At 73.6% G+C, this 16,828-nt stretch carries 16 protein-coding genes; 8 read left to right on the top strand and 8 right to left on the bottom strand.

The features are described 5' to 3' along the window. Window positions 1-6: 6 nt before the first annotated feature. Window positions 7-186, bottom strand: a complete 180-nt coding sequence (locus ACZ619_RS42805; RefSeq protein WP_469611285.1) for a hypothetical protein — start codon at window positions 184-186, stop codon at window positions 7-9. A 332-nt stretch (window positions 187-518) separates the two neighbouring features. Between ACZ619_RS42805 and ACZ619_RS42810 the strand changes: the two genes are divergently transcribed. Together ACZ619_RS42810 and ACZ619_RS42815 are read left to right on the top strand one after the other, a co-directional pair. After that, window positions 519-2,594 (top strand): HelD family protein, encoded by a 2,076-nt coding sequence (locus ACZ619_RS42810; protein ID WP_469611287.1) that lies wholly within the window; start codon window positions 519-521, stop codon window positions 2,592-2,594. After that, window positions 2,591-3,010, top strand: coding sequence for an ankyrin repeat domain-containing protein (locus ACZ619_RS42815; protein WP_469611289.1), 420 nt, complete (start codon window positions 2,591-2,593; stop codon window positions 3,008-3,010). The genes ACZ619_RS42810 and ACZ619_RS42815 overlap by 4 nt, the downstream gene beginning before the upstream one ends. A 187-nt stretch (window positions 3,011-3,197) precedes the next feature. Here the strand turns inward: ACZ619_RS42815 and ACZ619_RS42820 are convergent, their stop codons facing one another. Next, window positions 3,198-3,890, bottom strand: a complete 693-nt coding sequence (locus ACZ619_RS42820) for a copper homeostasis protein CutC (RefSeq protein WP_469611291.1) — start codon at window positions 3,888-3,890, stop codon at window positions 3,198-3,200. A gap of 582 nt (window positions 3,891-4,472) precedes the next feature. Here ACZ619_RS42820 and ACZ619_RS42825 point away from each other — a divergent pair. Next, on the top strand, window positions 4,473-5,138 hold the full coding sequence (locus tag ACZ619_RS42825; RefSeq protein WP_469611293.1) for an HD domain-containing protein: 666 nt from the start codon (window positions 4,473-4,475) through the stop codon (window positions 5,136-5,138). A 10-nt stretch (window positions 5,139-5,148) separates the two neighbouring features. Next, on the top strand, window positions 5,149-6,219 hold the full coding sequence (locus ACZ619_RS42830) for a GNAT family N-acetyltransferase (protein WP_469611295.1): 1,071 nt from the start codon (window positions 5,149-5,151) through the stop codon (window positions 6,217-6,219). Between the two features lie 6 nt (window positions 6,220-6,225). On the opposite strand, the gene ACZ619_RS42835 is transcribed toward ACZ619_RS42830, so the two are convergent. Together ACZ619_RS42835 and ACZ619_RS42840 are read right to left on the bottom strand one after the other, a co-directional pair. Next, on the bottom strand, window positions 6,226-6,492 hold the full coding sequence (locus tag ACZ619_RS42835) for a DUF4031 domain-containing protein (protein ID WP_469611297.1): 267 nt from the start codon (window positions 6,490-6,492) through the stop codon (window positions 6,226-6,228). Next, window positions 6,489-6,872: a hypothetical protein gene (locus tag ACZ619_RS42840; RefSeq protein ID WP_469611299.1), complete on the bottom strand. Its 384-nt coding sequence runs from the start codon at window positions 6,870-6,872 to the stop codon at window positions 6,489-6,491. The genes ACZ619_RS42835 and ACZ619_RS42840 overlap by 4 nt, the downstream gene beginning before the upstream one ends. Window positions 6,873-6,927: 55 nt before the next feature. On the opposite strand from ACZ619_RS42840, the gene ACZ619_RS42845 reads away from it, so the two are divergent. Genes ACZ619_RS42845 through ACZ619_RS42860 form a run of 4 tightly spaced genes read left to right on the top strand, consistent with a single transcriptional unit; the run spans window position 6,928 to window position 11,267 of the window. Next, on the top strand, window positions 6,928-7,854 hold the full coding sequence (locus ACZ619_RS42845; protein ID WP_469611301.1) for a MurR/RpiR family transcriptional regulator: 927 nt from the start codon (window positions 6,928-6,930) through the stop codon (window positions 7,852-7,854). A 39-nt stretch (window positions 7,855-7,893) separates the two neighbouring features. Beyond that, complete coding sequence (gene murQ, locus ACZ619_RS42850; RefSeq protein ID WP_469611303.1) at window positions 7,894-8,823, top strand: N-acetylmuramic acid 6-phosphate etherase; 930 nt, start codon at window positions 7,894-7,896, stop codon at window positions 8,821-8,823. Between the two features lie 16 nt (window positions 8,824-8,839). Further along, window positions 8,840-10,642, top strand: coding sequence for a PTS transporter subunit EIIC (locus ACZ619_RS42855; protein WP_469611305.1), 1,803 nt, complete (start codon window positions 8,840-8,842; stop codon window positions 10,640-10,642). Between the two features lie 49 nt (window positions 10,643-10,691). Beyond that, window positions 10,692-11,267 (top strand): hypothetical protein, encoded by a 576-nt coding sequence (locus ACZ619_RS42860; RefSeq protein ID WP_469611307.1) that lies wholly within the window; start codon window positions 10,692-10,694, stop codon window positions 11,265-11,267. Window positions 11,268-11,309: 42 nt separating this feature from the next. Here the strand turns inward: ACZ619_RS42860 and ACZ619_RS42865 are convergent, their stop codons facing one another. The 4 genes from ACZ619_RS42865 to groL form a co-directional block, all read right to left on the bottom strand. Further along, a complete protein-coding gene (locus ACZ619_RS42865) occupies window positions 11,310-12,182 on the bottom strand; it encodes a metallophosphoesterase (RefSeq protein WP_469611309.1) in 873 nt (290 codons plus the stop codon). A 100-nt stretch (window positions 12,183-12,282) separates the two neighbouring features. After that, window positions 12,283-13,410: an NADH:flavin oxidoreductase gene (locus tag ACZ619_RS42870; protein WP_469611311.1), complete on the bottom strand. Its 1,128-nt coding sequence runs from the start codon at window positions 13,408-13,410 to the stop codon at window positions 12,283-12,285. A 251-nt stretch (window positions 13,411-13,661) separates the two neighbouring features. Next, complete coding sequence (locus ACZ619_RS42875) at window positions 13,662-14,720, bottom strand: tyrosine-protein phosphatase (RefSeq protein WP_469611313.1); 1,059 nt, start codon at window positions 14,718-14,720, stop codon at window positions 13,662-13,664. A gap of 270 nt (window positions 14,721-14,990) precedes the next feature. Continuing rightward, window positions 14,991-16,613 carry a chaperonin GroEL gene (groL, locus tag ACZ619_RS42880; RefSeq protein WP_469611314.1) on the bottom strand — a complete coding sequence of 541 codons (1,623 nt, stop codon included), beginning with the start codon at window positions 16,611-16,613 and terminating at the stop codon, window positions 14,991-14,993. Window positions 16,614-16,828 lie beyond the last annotated feature (215 nt).

Raw genomic sequence — 16,828 nt, forward strand, 5'->3', positions numbered from 1 at the left:
ATGCCGTCACTTACGGCGTATGCCCGCTTCCTCGCCGTACTCACCGAGGATGACGACGCTGAACGCCGCGCTCACGAAGACCTTGACGGCGCGCAGGGCGTCGCCCAGGCGGTGGGCAGGGGCTCCGTCGACGGCGGTGGCGCCCGGGGGGCGGCCGGGGGCTGGGTTGATGGTTGCTGCGCTCATGCCTCAATGGTGGTACTTCGGACATAAGGACGGCATCGGCCCACGGGTCCACTTTCCGGCAGCCGTCCGTCCACCCCCGGACGGAGCTCCACCCCTACTCCCGACCGGCCTTCCGGGGGACACGCCCCCTAGGGGTCAAAGGGCCGGCCGGAAGGCCGGGCGGGCGCCGGGAAAATCCATTGGCCTCCGCCGCCCCCGCCTCACTAGAATCTCCGCTCTTGCCCGCCTCCCTCCCCGGAGTGCCGCCGACCGGACGGAAACCGGCCGGCTGATCGCCACCCGCGCGACAACCGCACGCGCGCCGTCCACCGCAGGCCTTCGGAGGCACCCCCTTGTCCACGCCCGCCCACGACCCGCTCGCGGACCCGCACACCGCACCGACCACCGACCCCCTCTCCCGCGAGCGCTCCCACCTCGCCGGGTCCCGCGCCGCGCTGCGTGCCATGCGTGAGGACGTCGAGTCGCTCGACATCCGCGACGTCACCGCGAACTGGGTCAACGCCGAGGTGCTGGCCCGCCAGATCGAGGAGCGCATCAAGGCGCTGGCCGACCTCAGCGACACCCCCCTCTTCTTCGGCCGCCTCGACTACCTGCACGCCCCGGGCGCCGACCGGGCGGAGGGCGCGTACGGCGAGCGCTTCTACATCGGGCGCCGGCACGTGCACGACCACGACGGCGACCCGATGGTCATCGACTGGCGGGCGCCGGTCTCACAGCCGTTCTACCGGGCGTCCAAGAAGGACCCGATGGACATCGCCCTGCGCCGCCGCTTCGGGTACACGGGCGGGGACCTGACGGCGTACGAGGACGAGCACCTGTCGGACCCCGAGGAGGCGGCCCGGACCAGCAGGCTGCTCCAGCGGGAGATCGAGCGGCCGCGCGTCGGTCCGATGCGTGACATCGTCGCGACGATCCAGCCCGAGCAGGACGAGATCGTCCGCAGCGGGCTCGGCGGGACCGTGTGCGTACAGGGCGGCCCGGGGACCGGGAAGACGGCCGTCGGCCTGCACCGGGTGGCCTATCTCCTCTACGCCCACCGCGAGCGGCTCGCCCGTACCGGCACGCTGGTCATCGGCCCGAACCGCTCGTTCCTGCACTACATCGAGCAGGTGCTGCCCGCGCTGGGCGAGCTGAGCGTGCAGCAGGCGACGGTCGACGACCTGGTGGCGCACGTCGCGCCGCAGGGCACGGACGAGGCGCCCGCCGCGGTCGTCAAGGGCGACGCGCGGATGGCGGAGGTCCTGCGCAGGGCCGTCTACTCGCACGTGACCCTGCCGACCGAGCCGGTCGTGGTCGTGCGCGGCTCCCGCCGCTGGCGCGTGCCGGCGTACGAACTGGAGTCCATCGTGCGGGAGTTGCTGGACCGGGACATCCGCTACGGCGCGGCGCGCGAGGCCCTGCCGCAGCGCATCGCGCACGCGGTGCTGGTGCAGATGGAGCGCTCGGGCGAGGCGCCCGACGACCGGGTGCAGGACGCGGTCGCGCGCAACGCGGCGGTGAAGGCGGCCGTCAAGCAGGTCTGGCCGCCGGTCGACCCGGCGAAGCTCGTGCTGCGGCTGCTCACGGACGCGGAGTTCCTCGCGGAGCACGCGGACGGCCTCCTCGACGAGGAGGAGCGGAAGACGATCCTCTGGGCGAAGCCGGTGCGCAGCGTGAAGTCGGCCAAGTGGTCGCCCGCGGACGCGGTGCTGATCGACGAGGCGACGGACCTCGTGCAGCGGACCCACTCGCTCGGCCACGTGGTCCTCGACGAGGCGCAGGACCTCTCGCCGATGCAGTACCGCGCGGTGGGCCGCCGCTGCACCACGGGCAGCGCGACCGTCCTCGGCGACCTGGCGCAGGGCACCACGCCCTGGGCGACCCGGAGCTGGGACGAGGCGCTGGCCCACCTCGGCAAGTCGGACGGCGTGATCGAGGAGCTGACGGCCGGTTTCCGGGTGCCGACGGACGTGATCACGTACGCCTCCCGGCTCCTCCCGCACATCGCCCCCGGCCTCGCCCCGGTCGCCTCGGTGCGTGAGAACCCCGGTTTCTTCGAGGTCCGTACGGCGGCGGAGGCCGCGGACGTGGTCGCCGCCTGCGAGGAGCTGCTGCGCAACGAGGGCTCGACGGGGCTGATCGCGGCGGACGCGCGCGTGCCCGCGCTGGCCGAGGCGCTCACGGCGGCCGGGATCGGCTTCCTGGCCCCCGGTGAGGAGACGACGGCCGAGACCCGCCTCACCCTGGTCCCGGCGTCCCTCGCCAAGGGTCTGGAGTACGACTACGTGGTCCTCGACGAGCCCGGGGCCGTGGTCGACGGCGAACCGGACGAGCGCACCGGGCTGCGCCGGCTGTACGTCGCGCTGACCCGGGCCGTCTCGGGCCTGATCGTGACCCATGCGGCCCCGCTGCCGTCGCAGCTGTCATGAACCGGCGACGGCGCAAGAAGCTCTCCCGGCGGTTCTTCGACGCGGTCGTGGCGGGCGACCCGGTCCGGGTACGGGCGCTGCTGCGGGCCGGTGCGGATCCGCGGTGCGCGGACGGCGACGGCACCACCCCGCTCTACCTGGCGTCCGTGCAGGGAGACGCCGAGGTGGCGCTGCTGCTCCTGGCGGCGGGGGCAGCGCCGGACGCGGAGAGCGCGGGGCCCGGTTCGGAGGGCACCCCGCTGTGCGCGGCCGCGTGCTGGGGCCACACCGAGACGGTGCGCGCGCTGCTGAGCCACGGCGCGGACCCCAGCCTCCGCGAGGACCGCGGAACCGGCTGGTCCCCTCTGACCTGGGCACGCCGCGGCCCCCACCCCGACACCGCGCGACTCCTCGTCGCGGCGGGGGCGCACGCCTGACGCGGCCCAGACCGACCGCCCCCGGCTGCCCCGGCTGCCCCGGTCGGACCGGTCGGACCGGTACCCCCTGCCTGACCGGTCGCGGCGGTCAGGTCAGGGCGAGCGTCGGCGGTCACGGCGAGTGTCGGGGCCGGTCGGCACGCGCGTGGTGAAACGGCCCCGCCCTGTCACCGGCCAGGAGGACTCCTCAGGGGTGGTCCAGGGTCCGGCGCCACTGTCGTACGGCGGGGGTCGAGACCGGGCCGGTCCAGCCGGAGGGGCGGGCCGCGCCGCCGATGTGGAAGGCGTCGACGCCGGCCTTCCGGAGTTCCGGGACGTGGTCGAGGCGCAGGCCGCCGCCGACCAGGAGGTGCTGTCCGTAGCCCGGCTCGCCGCGTCGCCGGGCCTCGGCGAGCAGGGTGGGCAGGCCGTCGTCCACGCCGCCCGCCGCGCCCGCCGTCAGGTAGGTGTCCAGGCCCGGCAGGTCGGCGAGCTGCTTGCGCAGGGCGTCGCGGTCGGCGGCGCGGTCGATGGCGCGGTGGAAGGTCCACCGGCAGCCCGCCAGCTCCCTGGCGACCCGCTCCACCGCGTCCAGGTCCACCCCGCCGTCCGCGGCCAGGAACCCGAGCACGAACTGGTCGGCCCCGGCCGCCCGCAGCTCCGCGGCCACCCCCATGAGGCGCGCCACGTCACCCGCCGCGAAGCCGTCCGCGAGCCGCAGCATCACGCGCAGGTCGATGTCGACGGCCGCCCTGATCGCGCTGAACGTGCGGGTCGACGGGGTCAGCCCGTCGGCGGCCATGTCGGTGACCAGTTCGAGGCGGTCCGCGCCTCCGGCCTGGGCGGCGACCGCGTCCTCGGCGTCGAGGGCGATCACCTCCAGGACTGCACGCGTGCTCATAGGGCCCCTTCCGCGGTGTTCCCCGTGTACCTCCGGCGCAGCCCGCCATGGGAGGTCCGGTCCAGGAGGTCTAGTCCAATCTAAGCGTACGCGGCGGACAGGCACGGCCGCGAGACCGTCTCACGCCGGACCACCTCACACCGGACCGACCCCGGACCGACCGACCCGCCAACCGGCCGACCGGCCAACCCGGCTGGCCGACCCACCGGCCCGCCGACCCGCCAACTGACCAACCCGCCAAACCGACTGGCCGACCCACCCACCGGCCCACCAACCCGCCAACCCGCCGACCGACCAACCCTCCAAACCGACTAGCCGACCGGCCCACCGGCCCACCGGCCCACCGGCCCTCCAACCCACCCGGCTCACCCGGCTCACCCGGCCCACCGCGCCCTCCAACCCACCCGGCCCACCGCGCCCCCCAACCCGCCCGGCTCACCCGGCCCACCGCGCCCCCCAACCCCCCAACCCACCCGGCCCACCCAACCCACCCAGCTCACCCGGCTCACCCGGCTCACCCGGCTCACCCGGCTCACCCGGCTCACCGCCCCCGTTGTCGGTGGTTCGCGGGAGAATGAAGGCATGGCCGAACTTCAGGAGCTGCGCTCCCGGTGGCGGGGTGCCCTTCTTGCGGTGCGCGGGGGCGAGGGGGAGCGTCCCGACCCCGACGCGTACGCCGACGAACTGCTGCGCCGCTGGCAGGAACCCCAGCGCCGTTACCACACGCTCGCGCACCTCACCGCGGTCCTCGACCGTGTCGACGTACTGGAGCGGCACGCGGCCGACCCGGACGTGGTCCGGCTCGCCGCCTGGTTCCACGACGCGGTGTACCTGCCGGACCGCTCGGAGAACGAGGAGCGCTCCGCCCGCCTCGCCGAGCGCGCCCTCGCCGAGGCCGGCGTCCCGGCGGGGAAGACCGCGGAGGTCGCCCGCCTCGTCCGGCTCACCGTCACCCACGACCCGGCCGCCGGCGACCGCGACGGCGAGGTGCTGTGCGACGCCGACCTCGCGATCCTCGCCGCCCCGCCCACCGCGTACGCCGCCTACACCGCCGCCGTCCGCGAGGAGTACCACTTCGTGCCGAACGACGCCTTCCGCGAGGGCCGCTCCGCGGTCCTGCGTCATCTGCTCGGCCTGCCGGAGCTGTTCAGAACCCCGCACGGCCGGGCGGAGTGGGAGCCGACCGCCCGCTACAACCTCACGGCGGAGCTGGAAATGCTGTCGACCGCCAAGGACCCGGCGCCCTAGGGTGCCGCGCATGCGTGCCTTCGGCGGGGATCAGGTGGAGGAGGCCGTCACGGGCTGTGTCACGGCCCTGCGGGCGGCGGTCGACCAGGACTGGGAAGGGGTGCGGGCGAAGGGGCTGGAGTGGACCTGCCGCGAGACGGCGGTCCATGTCGCCGACGACCTCGTCGCCTACGCCGGCAACCTGGCCGGCCGCGCCCAGGACGCGTACGTCCCCTTCGAGCTCACGCTCGACGACGGCACCGACAACTCCGGGGTGCTCCAGGTCGTCCGGACCACCGGCGCCCTGCTCGCCGCCACCGTACGGACCACGCCGCGCGAGGTCCGCGCCTTCCACCCGTCCCCCTTCCGCAGCGCGGACCGCGTCGGGTTCGCGGCGATGGGGGTCGCCGAAGTCCTGCTCCACACCCACGACATGACCCAGGCGCTGGAGGTCCCCTACCACCCCTGCGAGGAACTCGCCGAGTCCGTCCTCGCCCTGCTCTTCCCGCACGTCCAGCCCGGTCCGGCACCCTGGCCGACCCTGCTGTGGGCCACCGGCCGCGGCGAGTTGCCCGGCCGCGCCCCGGTCACCGAATGGCTCTGGCACAACAACCTCGTCGTCCCCGCCGACCGCCTCGACCTGGTCGGCATCCGCCCCGCCGAGGCCCGTGACCTGCGCCTCGGCGGCGACGGCGGCTTCGAGTGGATCGAGGGCGGGCCCTACGAGGGCACCCGCGACGCCGCCCGCTTCCTGCTCAAGGCGTACGAAGGAGGCGTCCTGCGGCCGGAGTTCGGCGTCTTCGCCCTGGTCCGCCGGGTGGACGGCCGGGCGATCGGCGGCCTGGGCTTCCACTCCGCCCCGGACGCGGAGGGCCGCGTGGAGATCGGCTACGACCTCGCCGAGGCCGCCCGCGGCCACGGCTACGCCACGGAGGCGCTCCGCGCCCTGGCCGACTGGGCCCTCGCCCGCCCCGACGTACGGTCCCTCTTCGCAACCGTGGACCCCGCCAACGCCCCTTCCCAGGCGGTCCTCAGCCGCGCCGGGTTCGTGCGGGTGAGCACGGACGACGAAGGCCTGGCCTTCGAACTGCGTTCCCGCTGACGGCCGTCACGCGCGGCCGCCCTTGCGTCTGCGCAGCCCCGCCCCGTGCAGCAACCGCACCACCTCGCGGCTGCTGACCTCGACGGCACCGGCCCGTACCGCGTCCGGGTAGCGGTGGGACGGGATGTCGTAGTGGTCGCGTTCGAAGCCGCGGCGGGGCACGCCCAGGCCCTCGGCGAAGAGGTGGAGTTCGGCGTACGAGACATCGCTGACCAGGTGCGACCACATGCGGCCGTGGCCCGGCCAGTTCGGCGGGTCGATGTACACCGTCACGAGGAGGGTGTCCCGCCGGTCGCGGTGCCCAGGGAGCCGACGGAGGCGACCTTCACGCCCGCCTTGTGGCACACCCAGTGCGGATCGGGGCCGAGTTCCGGTTCGACGTCCAGCGCGTGCGGGTCACCGGCGCCGCACACCGGGCACAACGGCCAGCGGCCGTACCGCTCCAGCAGCGCGTCCTGGACGTCCTGGGCGACCAGCCCCGCCACGTAGTCCGCGCCCTGCGGCCACTGCTGGACCCACCAGCGCCGCGCCACGACGGAGTCCTCGACCAGCGAGACCACGTCCGCCTCGGCGACCTCGCCCGCGACCAGGTCGGCCAGTACGAGGGCGCGGGCGGCATGGAGCGACTGTTCGAGGGGGCTTACGGGGTCCATGGTCCCATTGTGCGCGGTCTTGACCGGGACACCGAGCCGAAAATATCTTTCAGTTGTGACCGAGGACGTGAAGGAAACTTTCGGTGCCCCGCCGGCTCCCGCCGCCCTCGCGGCCAAGGTGCGCACCCTCGCGCCCTCCATGACCCGTTCCATGCAGCGGGTCGCCGAGGCCGTCGCGGGCGACCCCGCGGGCTGCGCCGCCCTCACGGTCACCGCTCTCGCGGAGCTCACCGGCACGAGCGAGGCGACCGTCGTGCGCACCGCCCGTCTGCTCGGCTACCCCGGCTACCGCGACCTGCGGCTCGCCCTCGCCGGGCTCGCCGCGCACCAGCAGTCGGGGCGGGCGCCCGCGATCACCACCGACATCGACGTCGACGACCCGATCGCCGACGTCGTCGCGAAACTCGCCCAGGACGAGCGGCAGACCCTCGCGGACACGGCCGCCGGCCTCGACACGGCGCAGCTGGGGGCCGCGGTGAACGCGCTCGCGGGGGCGCGGCGGACCGACGTGTACGGCATCGGGGCGTCGGGGCTGGTCGCGCAGGACCTCACGCAGAAGCTGCTGCGAATAGGGCTGATAGCCCACGCGCACAGCGATCCGCATCTCGCGGTGACCAACGCGGTGCAGCTGCGGGCCGGCGACGTGGCGATCGCGATCACGCACTCCGGGGCCACCGGGGACGTCATAGAGCCGTTGCGGGTGGCGTTCGAGCGGGGGGCCACGACCGTCGCGATCACCGGGCGGCCGGGTTCGTCGGTGACGCAGTACGCGGACCACGTGCTGACGACGTCCACGTCCCGGGAGAGCGAGCTGCGGCCGGCGGCGATGTCCTCCCGGACGAGTCAGCTGCTGGTGGTGGACTGTCTGTTCGTGGGGGTGGCGCAGCGCACCTACGACGCGGCCGCTCCCGCGCTGGCGGCGTCCTACGAGGCGCTGGCCCACCGGCACCGCAGCCTGCCGCGCAGTTCCCCGCGTCCCTGACCTGCCGCACTCGTCCGCGTCGAAGAGAGCCGTCCTGCCATGACCACCGAACACCGCGCGCTGCGCACCGAGCTCGAGACCCTCACCACCGAGGCCTTCCGTCCGGAGCTCGCCGAGATCGACACGCTGCCCACCCTCGACATCGCGCGGCTCATGAACGGCGAGGACGCCGCGGTCGCCGCCGCGGTGGCGCTCCGGCTGCCCGAGATCGCGGGGGCCGTCGACGCGATCGCCGCCCGGATGGCACGGGGCGGCCGGCTGGTCTACGCCGGTGCGGGGACGGCGGGGCGGCTCGGCGTCCTGGACGCGTCGGAGTGTCCGCCGACGTTCAACACGGCCCCGGGGCAGGTCGTCGGGGTCATCGCGGGCGGGCCCACGGCCGTGGTCACGTCGGTCGAAGGGGCCGAGGACTCCGTCGAGCTGGCCCGGGAGGACCTCGACGGACTCGGGATCACGGCCGCCGACTGCGTGGTCGGGGTGTCCGCGTCCGGTCGTACGCCGTACGCCGTCGGCGCCGTGGAGCACGCGCGCGGCCTGGGCGCGCTGACGGTGGGGCTGTCCTGCAACGCGGGCAGCGCGCTGGCGGCCGCGGCGGAGCACGGGATCGAGGTGGTCGTCGGTGCGGAGCTGCTCACCGGGTCGACCCGGCTCAAGGCGGGCACCGCGCAGAAACTGGTGCTGAACATGCTGTCGACGATCACGATGATCAGGCTGGGCAAGACGTACGGGAACCTGATGGTCGACGTGCGGGCGTCGAACGAGAAGCTGCGGGCGCGTTCGCGGCGGATCGTGGCGCTCGCCACGGGGGCGGCGGACGAGGAGATCGAGGCGGCCCTGACCGCGACCGGCGGCGAGGTGAAGCACGCCGTGCTGGTGATCCTGGCGGGTGTGGACGGGCCCTCGGCCGCCCGCCTTCTGGAGGAGTCCGGCGGCCGTCTGCGCGCCGCGCTCGCCTCGGCGGGCGGCTGACCCGCACGCTCGGGGAGTGCACCGATCGCCTTCCTCGTCGCCTCACGACACCGCCGCCGCGCTGCTGCCCCTCGTCGGCGGGGCCGCGAACGTCACCTCCGTCGCCCACTGCATGACCCGGCTCCGGCTGGGCCTGGCCGACCCGGCCCTGCCCGACGCGGACGCGCTGCGGGCGGTCCCCGGGGTCCTGGGCGTCGTCCCCGACACCGACACGCTCCAGGTGGTCCTCGGCCCGGGACTGGTGACCCGGGTGACCACGGCCTTCGAAACACTCCTGACCACCGACCGACTCCCACGGACCGGGCAACCGGAGCCCACCGAACCCACCGAACCCACCGAAGGCCCCCCGCACACCGGGCGACCGAGAACCCCCGGGCAGCCACCGACCACCGCCGAGCCACCGACCACCGACGCGCCACCGACCACCGACGCGCCACCGGCCACCGACGCGCCACCGACAACTGACGGGCCACCGGCCACCACCGGATCGCCGACCCCCGACGGATCGCCGTCCACCACCGGATCGCCGTCCACCGACGGATCGCCGTCCACCACCGGATCGCCGTCCACCGACGGCTCACCGACCACCACCGGATCGCCGTCCACCGACGGCTCGCCGACCTCCGTCGGCTATCCGACCCCCGACGGCTCGTCGGTTCTCGGGGCGGCGTCGAGTGCCGAGCGGCTGGCCGGGAGGGGGGAGGTGTTGCGGGGGGAGCGGGCGCGGCGGAATGCCACGCCGTTCAAGACCGCCCTGCGCCGTGTCGCCGACGTCTTCGTGCCGCTCATCCCGGCGCTGATCGGCTGCGGCGTGCTCGCGGGGCTGAACGGGCTGCTCGTGAACGCCGGCCTGCTGCCCTGGCTGACCCCGGCGCTCGCCGCGATCGCCTCCGGCTTCATGGCCCTGATCAGCGTCTTCGTCGGCTACAACACGGCGAAGGTGTTCGGCGGGACGCCGGTCCTGGGCGGCGCGGTGGCGGCGATCGTCGTCTACCCGGGCGTCGCGAAGGTGTCCGCCTTCGGCGTGGCCCTCTCCCCCGGCCAGGGCGGGGTGCTGGGCGCGCTGGCGGCGGCGCTGCTCGCGACGTACGTCGAACGGTGGTGCCGGGGCCGCGTCCCCGCCGCCCTCGACGTCCTCCTCACCCCCACCCTCACCGTCCTGGTCGCCGGGCTGGCCACGCTGTACGGCCTGATGTACGCCGCCGGGGTGGTCTCCGCCGCCATCGGCACCGCCGCCGACCGGCTGCTCGCCACCACCGGCCCCTTCGCCGGCCTGGTCCTCGGCGGTCTCTTCCTCCCCCTGGTGATGCTGGGCCTGCACCAGGCCCTGATCCCCATCCACACCACCCTCATCCAGCAGCAGGGCTACACCGTGCTGCTCCCGCTCCTGGCCATGGCGGGCGCGGGCCAGGTGGGGGCCGCCCTCGCCGTCTACGTCCGGCTGCGCCACGACACCTCGCTGCGGACGACCATCAGGTCGGCGCTCCCGGCCGGCCTGCTGGGCGTCGGCGAGCCGCTGATCTACGGCGTCTCGCTGCCGCTCGGGCGCCCCTTCCTGACCGCCTGTGCGGGCGGCGCGGCCGGCGGGGCGTTCGTGGGGTTCTTCGCGGTGCTCGGCGACCGGGTGGGCTCGACCGCGATCGGACCGTCGGGCTGGGCCCTGTTCCCGCTCCTGACGGGGAACAGGGGCCCGGCCCTGGCGGCGGCGGTCTACGCCGGCGGCCTGCTGACGGGCTACGCCGTCGGCTTCCTGGCCACGTACGTCGGTCTCAGCCGTGGTGTACGACGGGACGGCCCGTCACCTGAGCCATCCACGTGACGGTCAGCGCACCACGGCCTTGTCGGTGCCCTGTGCAACCCTGGACCGCATGAACCACTCCCAGCTCACCGCCCTGGGTCGTGCCCTTCGTCTCCTCGGCGAGCACGGGGAGGCCCTGACCGCCGACACGCCCGACGCCAGGCTGCACGAGGTCAAGGACGACCTCCGGCGCGCCCTGGACCTGCTGGAGGAGAGCGTCGGCGCGGCGGCGCCCACCACCCGGTGCGCCGAGCATCCGCAGGGGCCTGTGGACGCGAGCGCCCCCGACCTGTGCCTGCTCTGCGAGACGCGGCGGCGGTCGGCCCGGCGGTCGGAGTACGCGGGCGGACCCCAGCCGGTGCCGGCGGAGGCCGCCGGTCCGTCCCTGTCCCGCTACGGGGTGCGGGCCGACCGGCCGCAGCCGCAGCAGCGCTGGCTGCCCGAGTCGTGGAACGGCCGGGAGTGGGAGCTGTGCGGCACCCCGCGCCGCGACCGGCACGAGGCCGAGCTGTACCTCGCCGCCCAGCGCCGCGGCTCCCGGCCCGCCATGGCCTACCGGCTCGTCCACGAGTTCACCGACTACGAGGTGCTCCGCGTCTGGGGCACCCCCGTCCACGTCGACATCGAGCCCCTCGGCAACCTCTGACGCCAGCGACAGCGACAGCGACAGCGACGACGAGAGGGTCCCTCAGCCGTGCTCGGCGACGATCTCCCGGGCCCGTTCGTCGTCGATCTCGTAGACCGTCTCGTGGGCCCGCGGATCCCGTGCGTGGAAGGTGTGGAACATCGGGCTCGCCGGTCCGTCCAGCTCCACCAGCGAGGCCGACGCCCCGCGCACCGCGCGCTCTCCCCCGCCCGCCACGGTGAGGTCGATCCGGTTCACGACCCCGGGCGTCACCCACACCGGCACCGACTCCAGCAGCCCGAAGAGCTGGAGGTGGTAGTGCCCGGTGAGGATCACCCGTACGTCGCTGCCCCGGATCGCCGCCGCCAGGTCGCCGGGGTCACGGAGCCCGAAGACCGCCTGGGTCGAGGAGAGGTCGAGGGCGAAGGGCGGATGGTGGAAGGCGAGGACCGTGCCGCGCTCGGCCGGGGTGCGCAGCACCTCGCGCAGCCACTCCAGCTGGGGCGCGCCCAGCCGGCCGTGGATCTTCCCGGGTACGAGCGAGTCCAGGGTGACGAAGCGCCGGCCGTCGACCGTGCTGACCGCGGACCGCTCCTCGGGCCCGTACACCAGCTCGGCGCGGTCGGTGCCGTCGGCGGCGAGGTGGCCGCTGCCCAGCACCTCGGCGAAGGCCGCGCGCTCGTCGTGGTTGCCGGTGGTGCAGAAGAGGGGGACGCCCCGGTCCCGGGCGTAGCCGCCGATCAGCGTGCGCAGGGCGGTGTAGGCCTCCACCGAGCCGTCGTCGGCGAGGTCGCCGGTGACGACGACCGCGTCCAGGCCCTGGAGATGGCGGAGTTCGTCGAGCATCAGCCGCAGCGACGCGGTGGCGTCGACGCCCCGCCGGTTGGGCGCGTCGGTGCGGTCCAGGTGGGTGTCGGAGAGATGCAGGATCCTCATCCCCCGGAGCCTAGAAGCCGGCCGGGGGCCCTGGCCACGGCCGCCTGTGAAACGCCCACCCTGACGGCGCCGGTCGCGAGGGTGGGCGGAGGTGCGGGGTTCAGCTCAGGGTCTTGAGGGCCGCCGCGTCGTACGGGGCGAGTTCCGCCGTGCGGCCGGCCAGGACCTTCGCGGCCCATTCGGGGTCCTGGAGGAGGGCGCGGCCGACGGCGACCAGGTCGTACTCCTCGCGCTCCAGGCTGTCGAGGAGGTCGTCGATGCTCTTGAGCGGGGAGCCCTCGCCCTGGAAGCCCTTGATGAAGTCGCCGTCGAGGCCGACCGAGCCGACGGTGATGGTGGGCCTGCCGGTGAGCTTCTTGGTCCAGCCGGCCAGGTTGAGGTCGGAGCCCTCGAACTCGGGGAGCCAGTAGCGGCGGGTGGAGGCGTGGAAGACGTCGACACCGGCGGCGGCCAGCGGCGTGAGGACCGCCTCCAGCTCCTCGGGGGTCTCGGCGAGCCGGGCGTCGTAGTTGTCGGACTTCCACTGCGAGTAGCGGAAGAGGACCGGGAAGTCGGCGGAGACCGCCGCGCGGACCGCCGCCACGATCTCGGCCGCGAACTTCGTACGGGCGACCGCGTCACCGCCGTACGCGTCGGTGCGGCGGTTGGTGCCGGCCCACAGGAACTGGTCGAGGAGGTAGCCGTGGGCGCCGTGCAGCTCGACCCCGTCGAAGCCGATGCGCTCGGCGGCGGCCGCGGCCTCGGCGAACGCGCGGATGACGTCGTCCAGGTCGCCCTGGGTCATCGCCCGGCCCTCGCCCTCGGTGCCGTCCAGGCGGATGCCGGAGGGGCCGACGGCGGGCGCGTCCGCGAACGGCGGCTGGCCCTGCTTGCGGACCATGCCGATGTGCCACAGCTGCGGGACGATCGTGCCGCCGGCCGCGTGCACCCCCTCGGCCACCTTCGCCCAGCCCGCCAGCTGCTCCTCGCCGTGGAACCGCGGGATACGGCTGCTCTGCCCGGCCGAGTCGTGGCCGACGTACGTCCCCTCGGTGACGATCAGGCCGACACCTGCGGCGGCCCGGCGGGAGTAGTACGAGACCACGTCCTCGCCGGGGACGCCACCCGGGCTGAACTGGCGGGTCATCGGCGCCATCACGATCCGGTTGGGGACCGTGAGCCCGTTGAGGGCGATGGGGCGGGAGAGGATCTCGGCCGCGCGGGATACGGCGGGCGTGGTGGCGGTCACGTGGGGGGCTCCTCGCGAGTAGGGCGGATCATTGACCAGGCGGTATGTGCACATGCATCAAGTGCACACACGTGGCTAACGACCCGCCCCGACACACACATTCCGGCTCCCGCCAACCGCCCGTGTGATCCTGGCCACGCGCCACGCGCCACACGCCACACGCCACGCGCCACGCACCACGCGCCCCGCGCCCCGCAGCCCGCGACCGGCGACCGGCGACCGGCGACCGGCGACCGGCGACCGGCGACCGGCTAGCCCACCAGCAGTTCCCGCTTCAGCGCGCGCAGTTCCTTCGCGTCGACGCCGAGGCCCTTGTCGAGGTACGCGCCGAAGGTGCCGTACTTGTCGTGGACCTCCTGGAAGCCGGAGTTCAGGTACTCGGCGCGGACGTCCAGGAGCGACTTGTAGACCTTCGCCTGGGCCGGGGTCATCGCGGCGAGCGTGGCCGCGTTGGCCGCCGCGCGGTAGGTGTTGCTGGCGAGGTAGTCCGTCATCACCGTCGAGCGGGGCACGCCGAGCGCGGTGAGCAGGGCGGCGCTGGACCAGCCGGTGCGGTCCTTGCCGGCGGTGCAGTGGTAGACGAGCCCGTGCTGGTCCTCGTCGGCCACGCCCGCGAAGACCGAGGTGTAGGCGGCCTGCGCGGTGGCACCGCTGACCATGTACTTCTCGCCGTCCACCATCATCTGGACGGCGGCCTCCTCGGTGGTCGGCATGGTGGTGGTCATGGCGGACCCGGCCAGCACGTCGGCCACGTGGTACGTCACGTACGACGGCACGACGTCCGGCGCCGAGGTCCGCTCCGACTCGGTCCGCAGGTCGTAGTCCGCGCGGATGCCCAGGCGCCCGAGCTTGGCGACGTCGGCGGCGGTGAGCTTGTTCAGGGCGTCGGAGCGGTAGATCTCGCCCATCTTCACCCAGTGGCCGTCGGCGGTGCGGTAGCCGCCCGCGTCACGGAAGTTGACGGTGCCGTCGAGCTTGACCAGCCGGTCGGCGAGGTGCAGCGAGCCGCCGCGCTCGGGCACGAGGTCGAACCACTGCCGGTCGGCGGCGGGCAGCCCCTTCACGGTGACGTCACCGGTGGCACCGCCGCGCGCGACCACGTGCCCATTCGCCCGGACGGCGACCGAGCGCACTCCGGGCGCGGTCCAGACGACGTGGTACGAGCCGTCGTCGTTCGCGGTCACGGTGGCGGCGGTGAAGGGGATGCGGTGGGAGGACGCCGGGTGGGCCGCGGCCGGGGCGGCGACGGCGGCCGGGGCGGTCAGGGCGAGGACCGCGGCGGCGAGCAGTGCGGGCTTGATGAGCTTCATGGGACGGATGCTGTGTGCACCTACCGACGGCCGGGTGAACGGCAGGTGACTGACAGCATGTGCATGAGTGGCAGTTTGTGCCACCCGGCGCACCCAGCCTGAAACCGACGCCCGGCCGACACCCGGCTGGCGCCCGGCCCCCGCATCCCCGCCGACGACCGGCCCCCGCCCCCGCCCCTGCCCCCGCCTGCGGAAAACGCCCGAGGGCGGCACCTCCTGCCGTAGCAGGGGATGCCGCCCTCGGAGAAGGACGAGCCGATCCGTGACGGATCAGAAGTCCATGTCACCGCCCGGCATGCCGCCCGGAGCGGCCGCGGCGGCCTTCTCCGGCTTGTCGGCGATGACGGCCTCGGTGGTGAGGAACAGCGCGGCGATGGAGGCGGCGTTCTGCAGGGCGGAACGCGTCACCTTCGCCGGGTCGATGATGCCCTCGGCGACCAGGTCGACGTACTCACCGGTCGCGGCGTTGAGGCCGTGACCCGGGGTGAGGTTGCGGACCTTCTCCACCACGACGCCGCCCTCGAGACCGGCGTTGACGGCGATCTGCTTCAGCGGGGCCTCCAGGGCGAGCTTCACGGCCTGCGCGCCGGTCGCCTCGTCACCCTCCAGCTCCAGCTTCTCGAAGACCTGGGAGGCCTGGAGCAGGGCCACGCCACCACCGGCGACGATGCCCTCCTCGACGGCCGCCTTGGCGTTGCGCACGGCGTCCTCGATGCGGTGCTTGCGCTCCTTGAGCTCGACCTCGGTCGCGGCACCGGCCTTGATGACGGCGACGCCACCGGCGAGCTTGGCCAGGCGCTCCTGGAGCTTCTCGCGGTCGTAGTCCGAGTCGGACTGCTCGATCTCGGCGCGGATCTGGTTCACGCGGCCCTGCACCTGCTCGGAGGAGCCGGCGCCGTCGACGATGGTGGTCTCGTCCTTGGTGATGACCACCTTGCGGGCCTTGCCCAGCAGGTCGAGGGTCGTGTTCTCCAGCTTGAGACCGACCTCCTCGGAGATGACCTCGCCGCCGGTGAGGATGGCGATGTCGTTCAGCATCGCCTTGCGGCGGTCGCCGAAGCCCGGGGCCTTGACGGCGACGGACTTGAAGGTGCCGCGGATCTTGTTGACGACCAGGGTCGACAGGGCCTCGCCCTCGACGTCCTCGGCGATGATCAGCAGCGGCTTGCCCGACTGCATGACCTTCTCCAGGAGCGGGAGCAGGTCCTTGACGGAGCCGATCTTCGAGTTGGCGATCAGGATGTACGGGTCGTCGAGGGACGCCTCCATACGCTCCATGTCGGTGGCGAAGTACGCCGAGATGTAGCCCTTGTCGAAGCGCATACCCTCGGTGAGCTCCAGCTCCAGACCGAAGGTCTGGGACTCCTCGACGGTGATGACGCCTTCCTTGCCGACCTTGTCCATGGCCTCGGCGATGAGCTCGCCGATCTGGGTGTCGGCGGCGGAGATGGAGGCCGTCGAAGCGATCTGCTCCTTGGTCTCGACATCCTTGGCCTGCTCGAGCAGGGCACCGGAGACGGCCTCGACGGCCTTCTCGATACCGCGCTTGAGGGCCATCGGGTTGGCGCCGGCGGCCACGTTGCGCAGACCCTCGCGGACCAGGGCCTGGGCGAGAACGGTCGCGGTGGTCGTACCGTCACCGGCGACGTCGTCCGTCTTCTTGGCGACTTCCTTGACCAGCTCGGCGCCGATCTTCTCGTACGGGTCCTCGAGCTCGATCTCCTTGGCGATGGACACACCATCGTTGGTGATCGTGGGGGCGCCCCACTTCTTCTCGAGGACGACGTTGCGGCCCTTGGGGCCGAGCGTCACCTTGACGGCGTCCGCGAGCTGGTTCATGCCGCGCTCGAGGCCGCGCCGCGCCTCCTCGTCGAACGCGATGATCTTGGCCATGTGAAGTGGTCCCTCCAGGACTGGGGGTGATTCCTTCGGACCGCGCCCGCGCCCGCGACGGACGGCTCACATGCCTCGTGGTTCCTTCCCCACCCGGCCTGCGGGCCTCACCGACCCGGTCCTTCTTTGTCACTCTCACCTTCAGAGTGCTAACGCCAATGATTAGCACTCGGGGTAGGCGAGTGCAAGCGCCTCCCGGGGATCGGGCCCGCGGA

The organism is Streptomyces sp. NPDC104367 (assembly GCF_055583825.1).

Excerpts from the sequence above, each read along its gene's own strand:
- ACZ619_RS42865 (WP_469611309.1), bottom strand. The coding sequence starts at position 12,182 with ATGAGGATCCTGCATCTCTCCGACACCCACCTGGACCGCACCGACGCG.
- ACZ619_RS42805 (WP_469611285.1), bottom strand. The coding sequence starts at position 186 with ATGAGCGCAGCAACCATCAACCCAGCCCCCGGCCGCCCCCCGGGCGCC.
- ACZ619_RS42820 (WP_469611291.1), bottom strand. The coding sequence starts at position 3,890 with ATGAGCACGCGTGCAGTCCTGGAGGTGATCGCCCTCGACGCCGAGGAC.
- ACZ619_RS42830 (WP_469611295.1), top strand. The coding sequence starts at position 5,149 with ATGCGTGCCTTCGGCGGGGATCAGGTGGAGGAGGCCGTCACGGGCTGT.
- ACZ619_RS42860 (WP_469611307.1), top strand. The coding sequence starts at position 10,692 with ATGAACCACTCCCAGCTCACCGCCCTGGGTCGTGCCCTTCGTCTCCTC.
- groL (WP_469611314.1), bottom strand. The coding sequence starts at position 16,613 with ATGGCCAAGATCATCGCGTTCGACGAGGAGGCGCGGCGCGGCCTCGAG.
- ACZ619_RS42840 (WP_469611299.1), bottom strand. The coding sequence starts at position 6,872 with ATGGACCCCGTAAGCCCCCTCGAACAGTCGCTCCATGCCGCCCGCGCC.
- murQ (WP_469611303.1), top strand. The coding sequence starts at position 7,894 with ATGACCACCGAACACCGCGCGCTGCGCACCGAGCTCGAGACCCTCACC.
- ACZ619_RS42825 (WP_469611293.1), top strand. The coding sequence starts at position 4,473 with ATGGCCGAACTTCAGGAGCTGCGCTCCCGGTGGCGGGGTGCCCTTCTT.
- ACZ619_RS42875 (WP_469611313.1), bottom strand. The coding sequence starts at position 14,720 with ATGAAGCTCATCAAGCCCGCACTGCTCGCCGCCGCGGTCCTCGCCCTG.
- ACZ619_RS42815 (WP_469611289.1), top strand. The coding sequence starts at position 2,591 with ATGAACCGGCGACGGCGCAAGAAGCTCTCCCGGCGGTTCTTCGACGCG.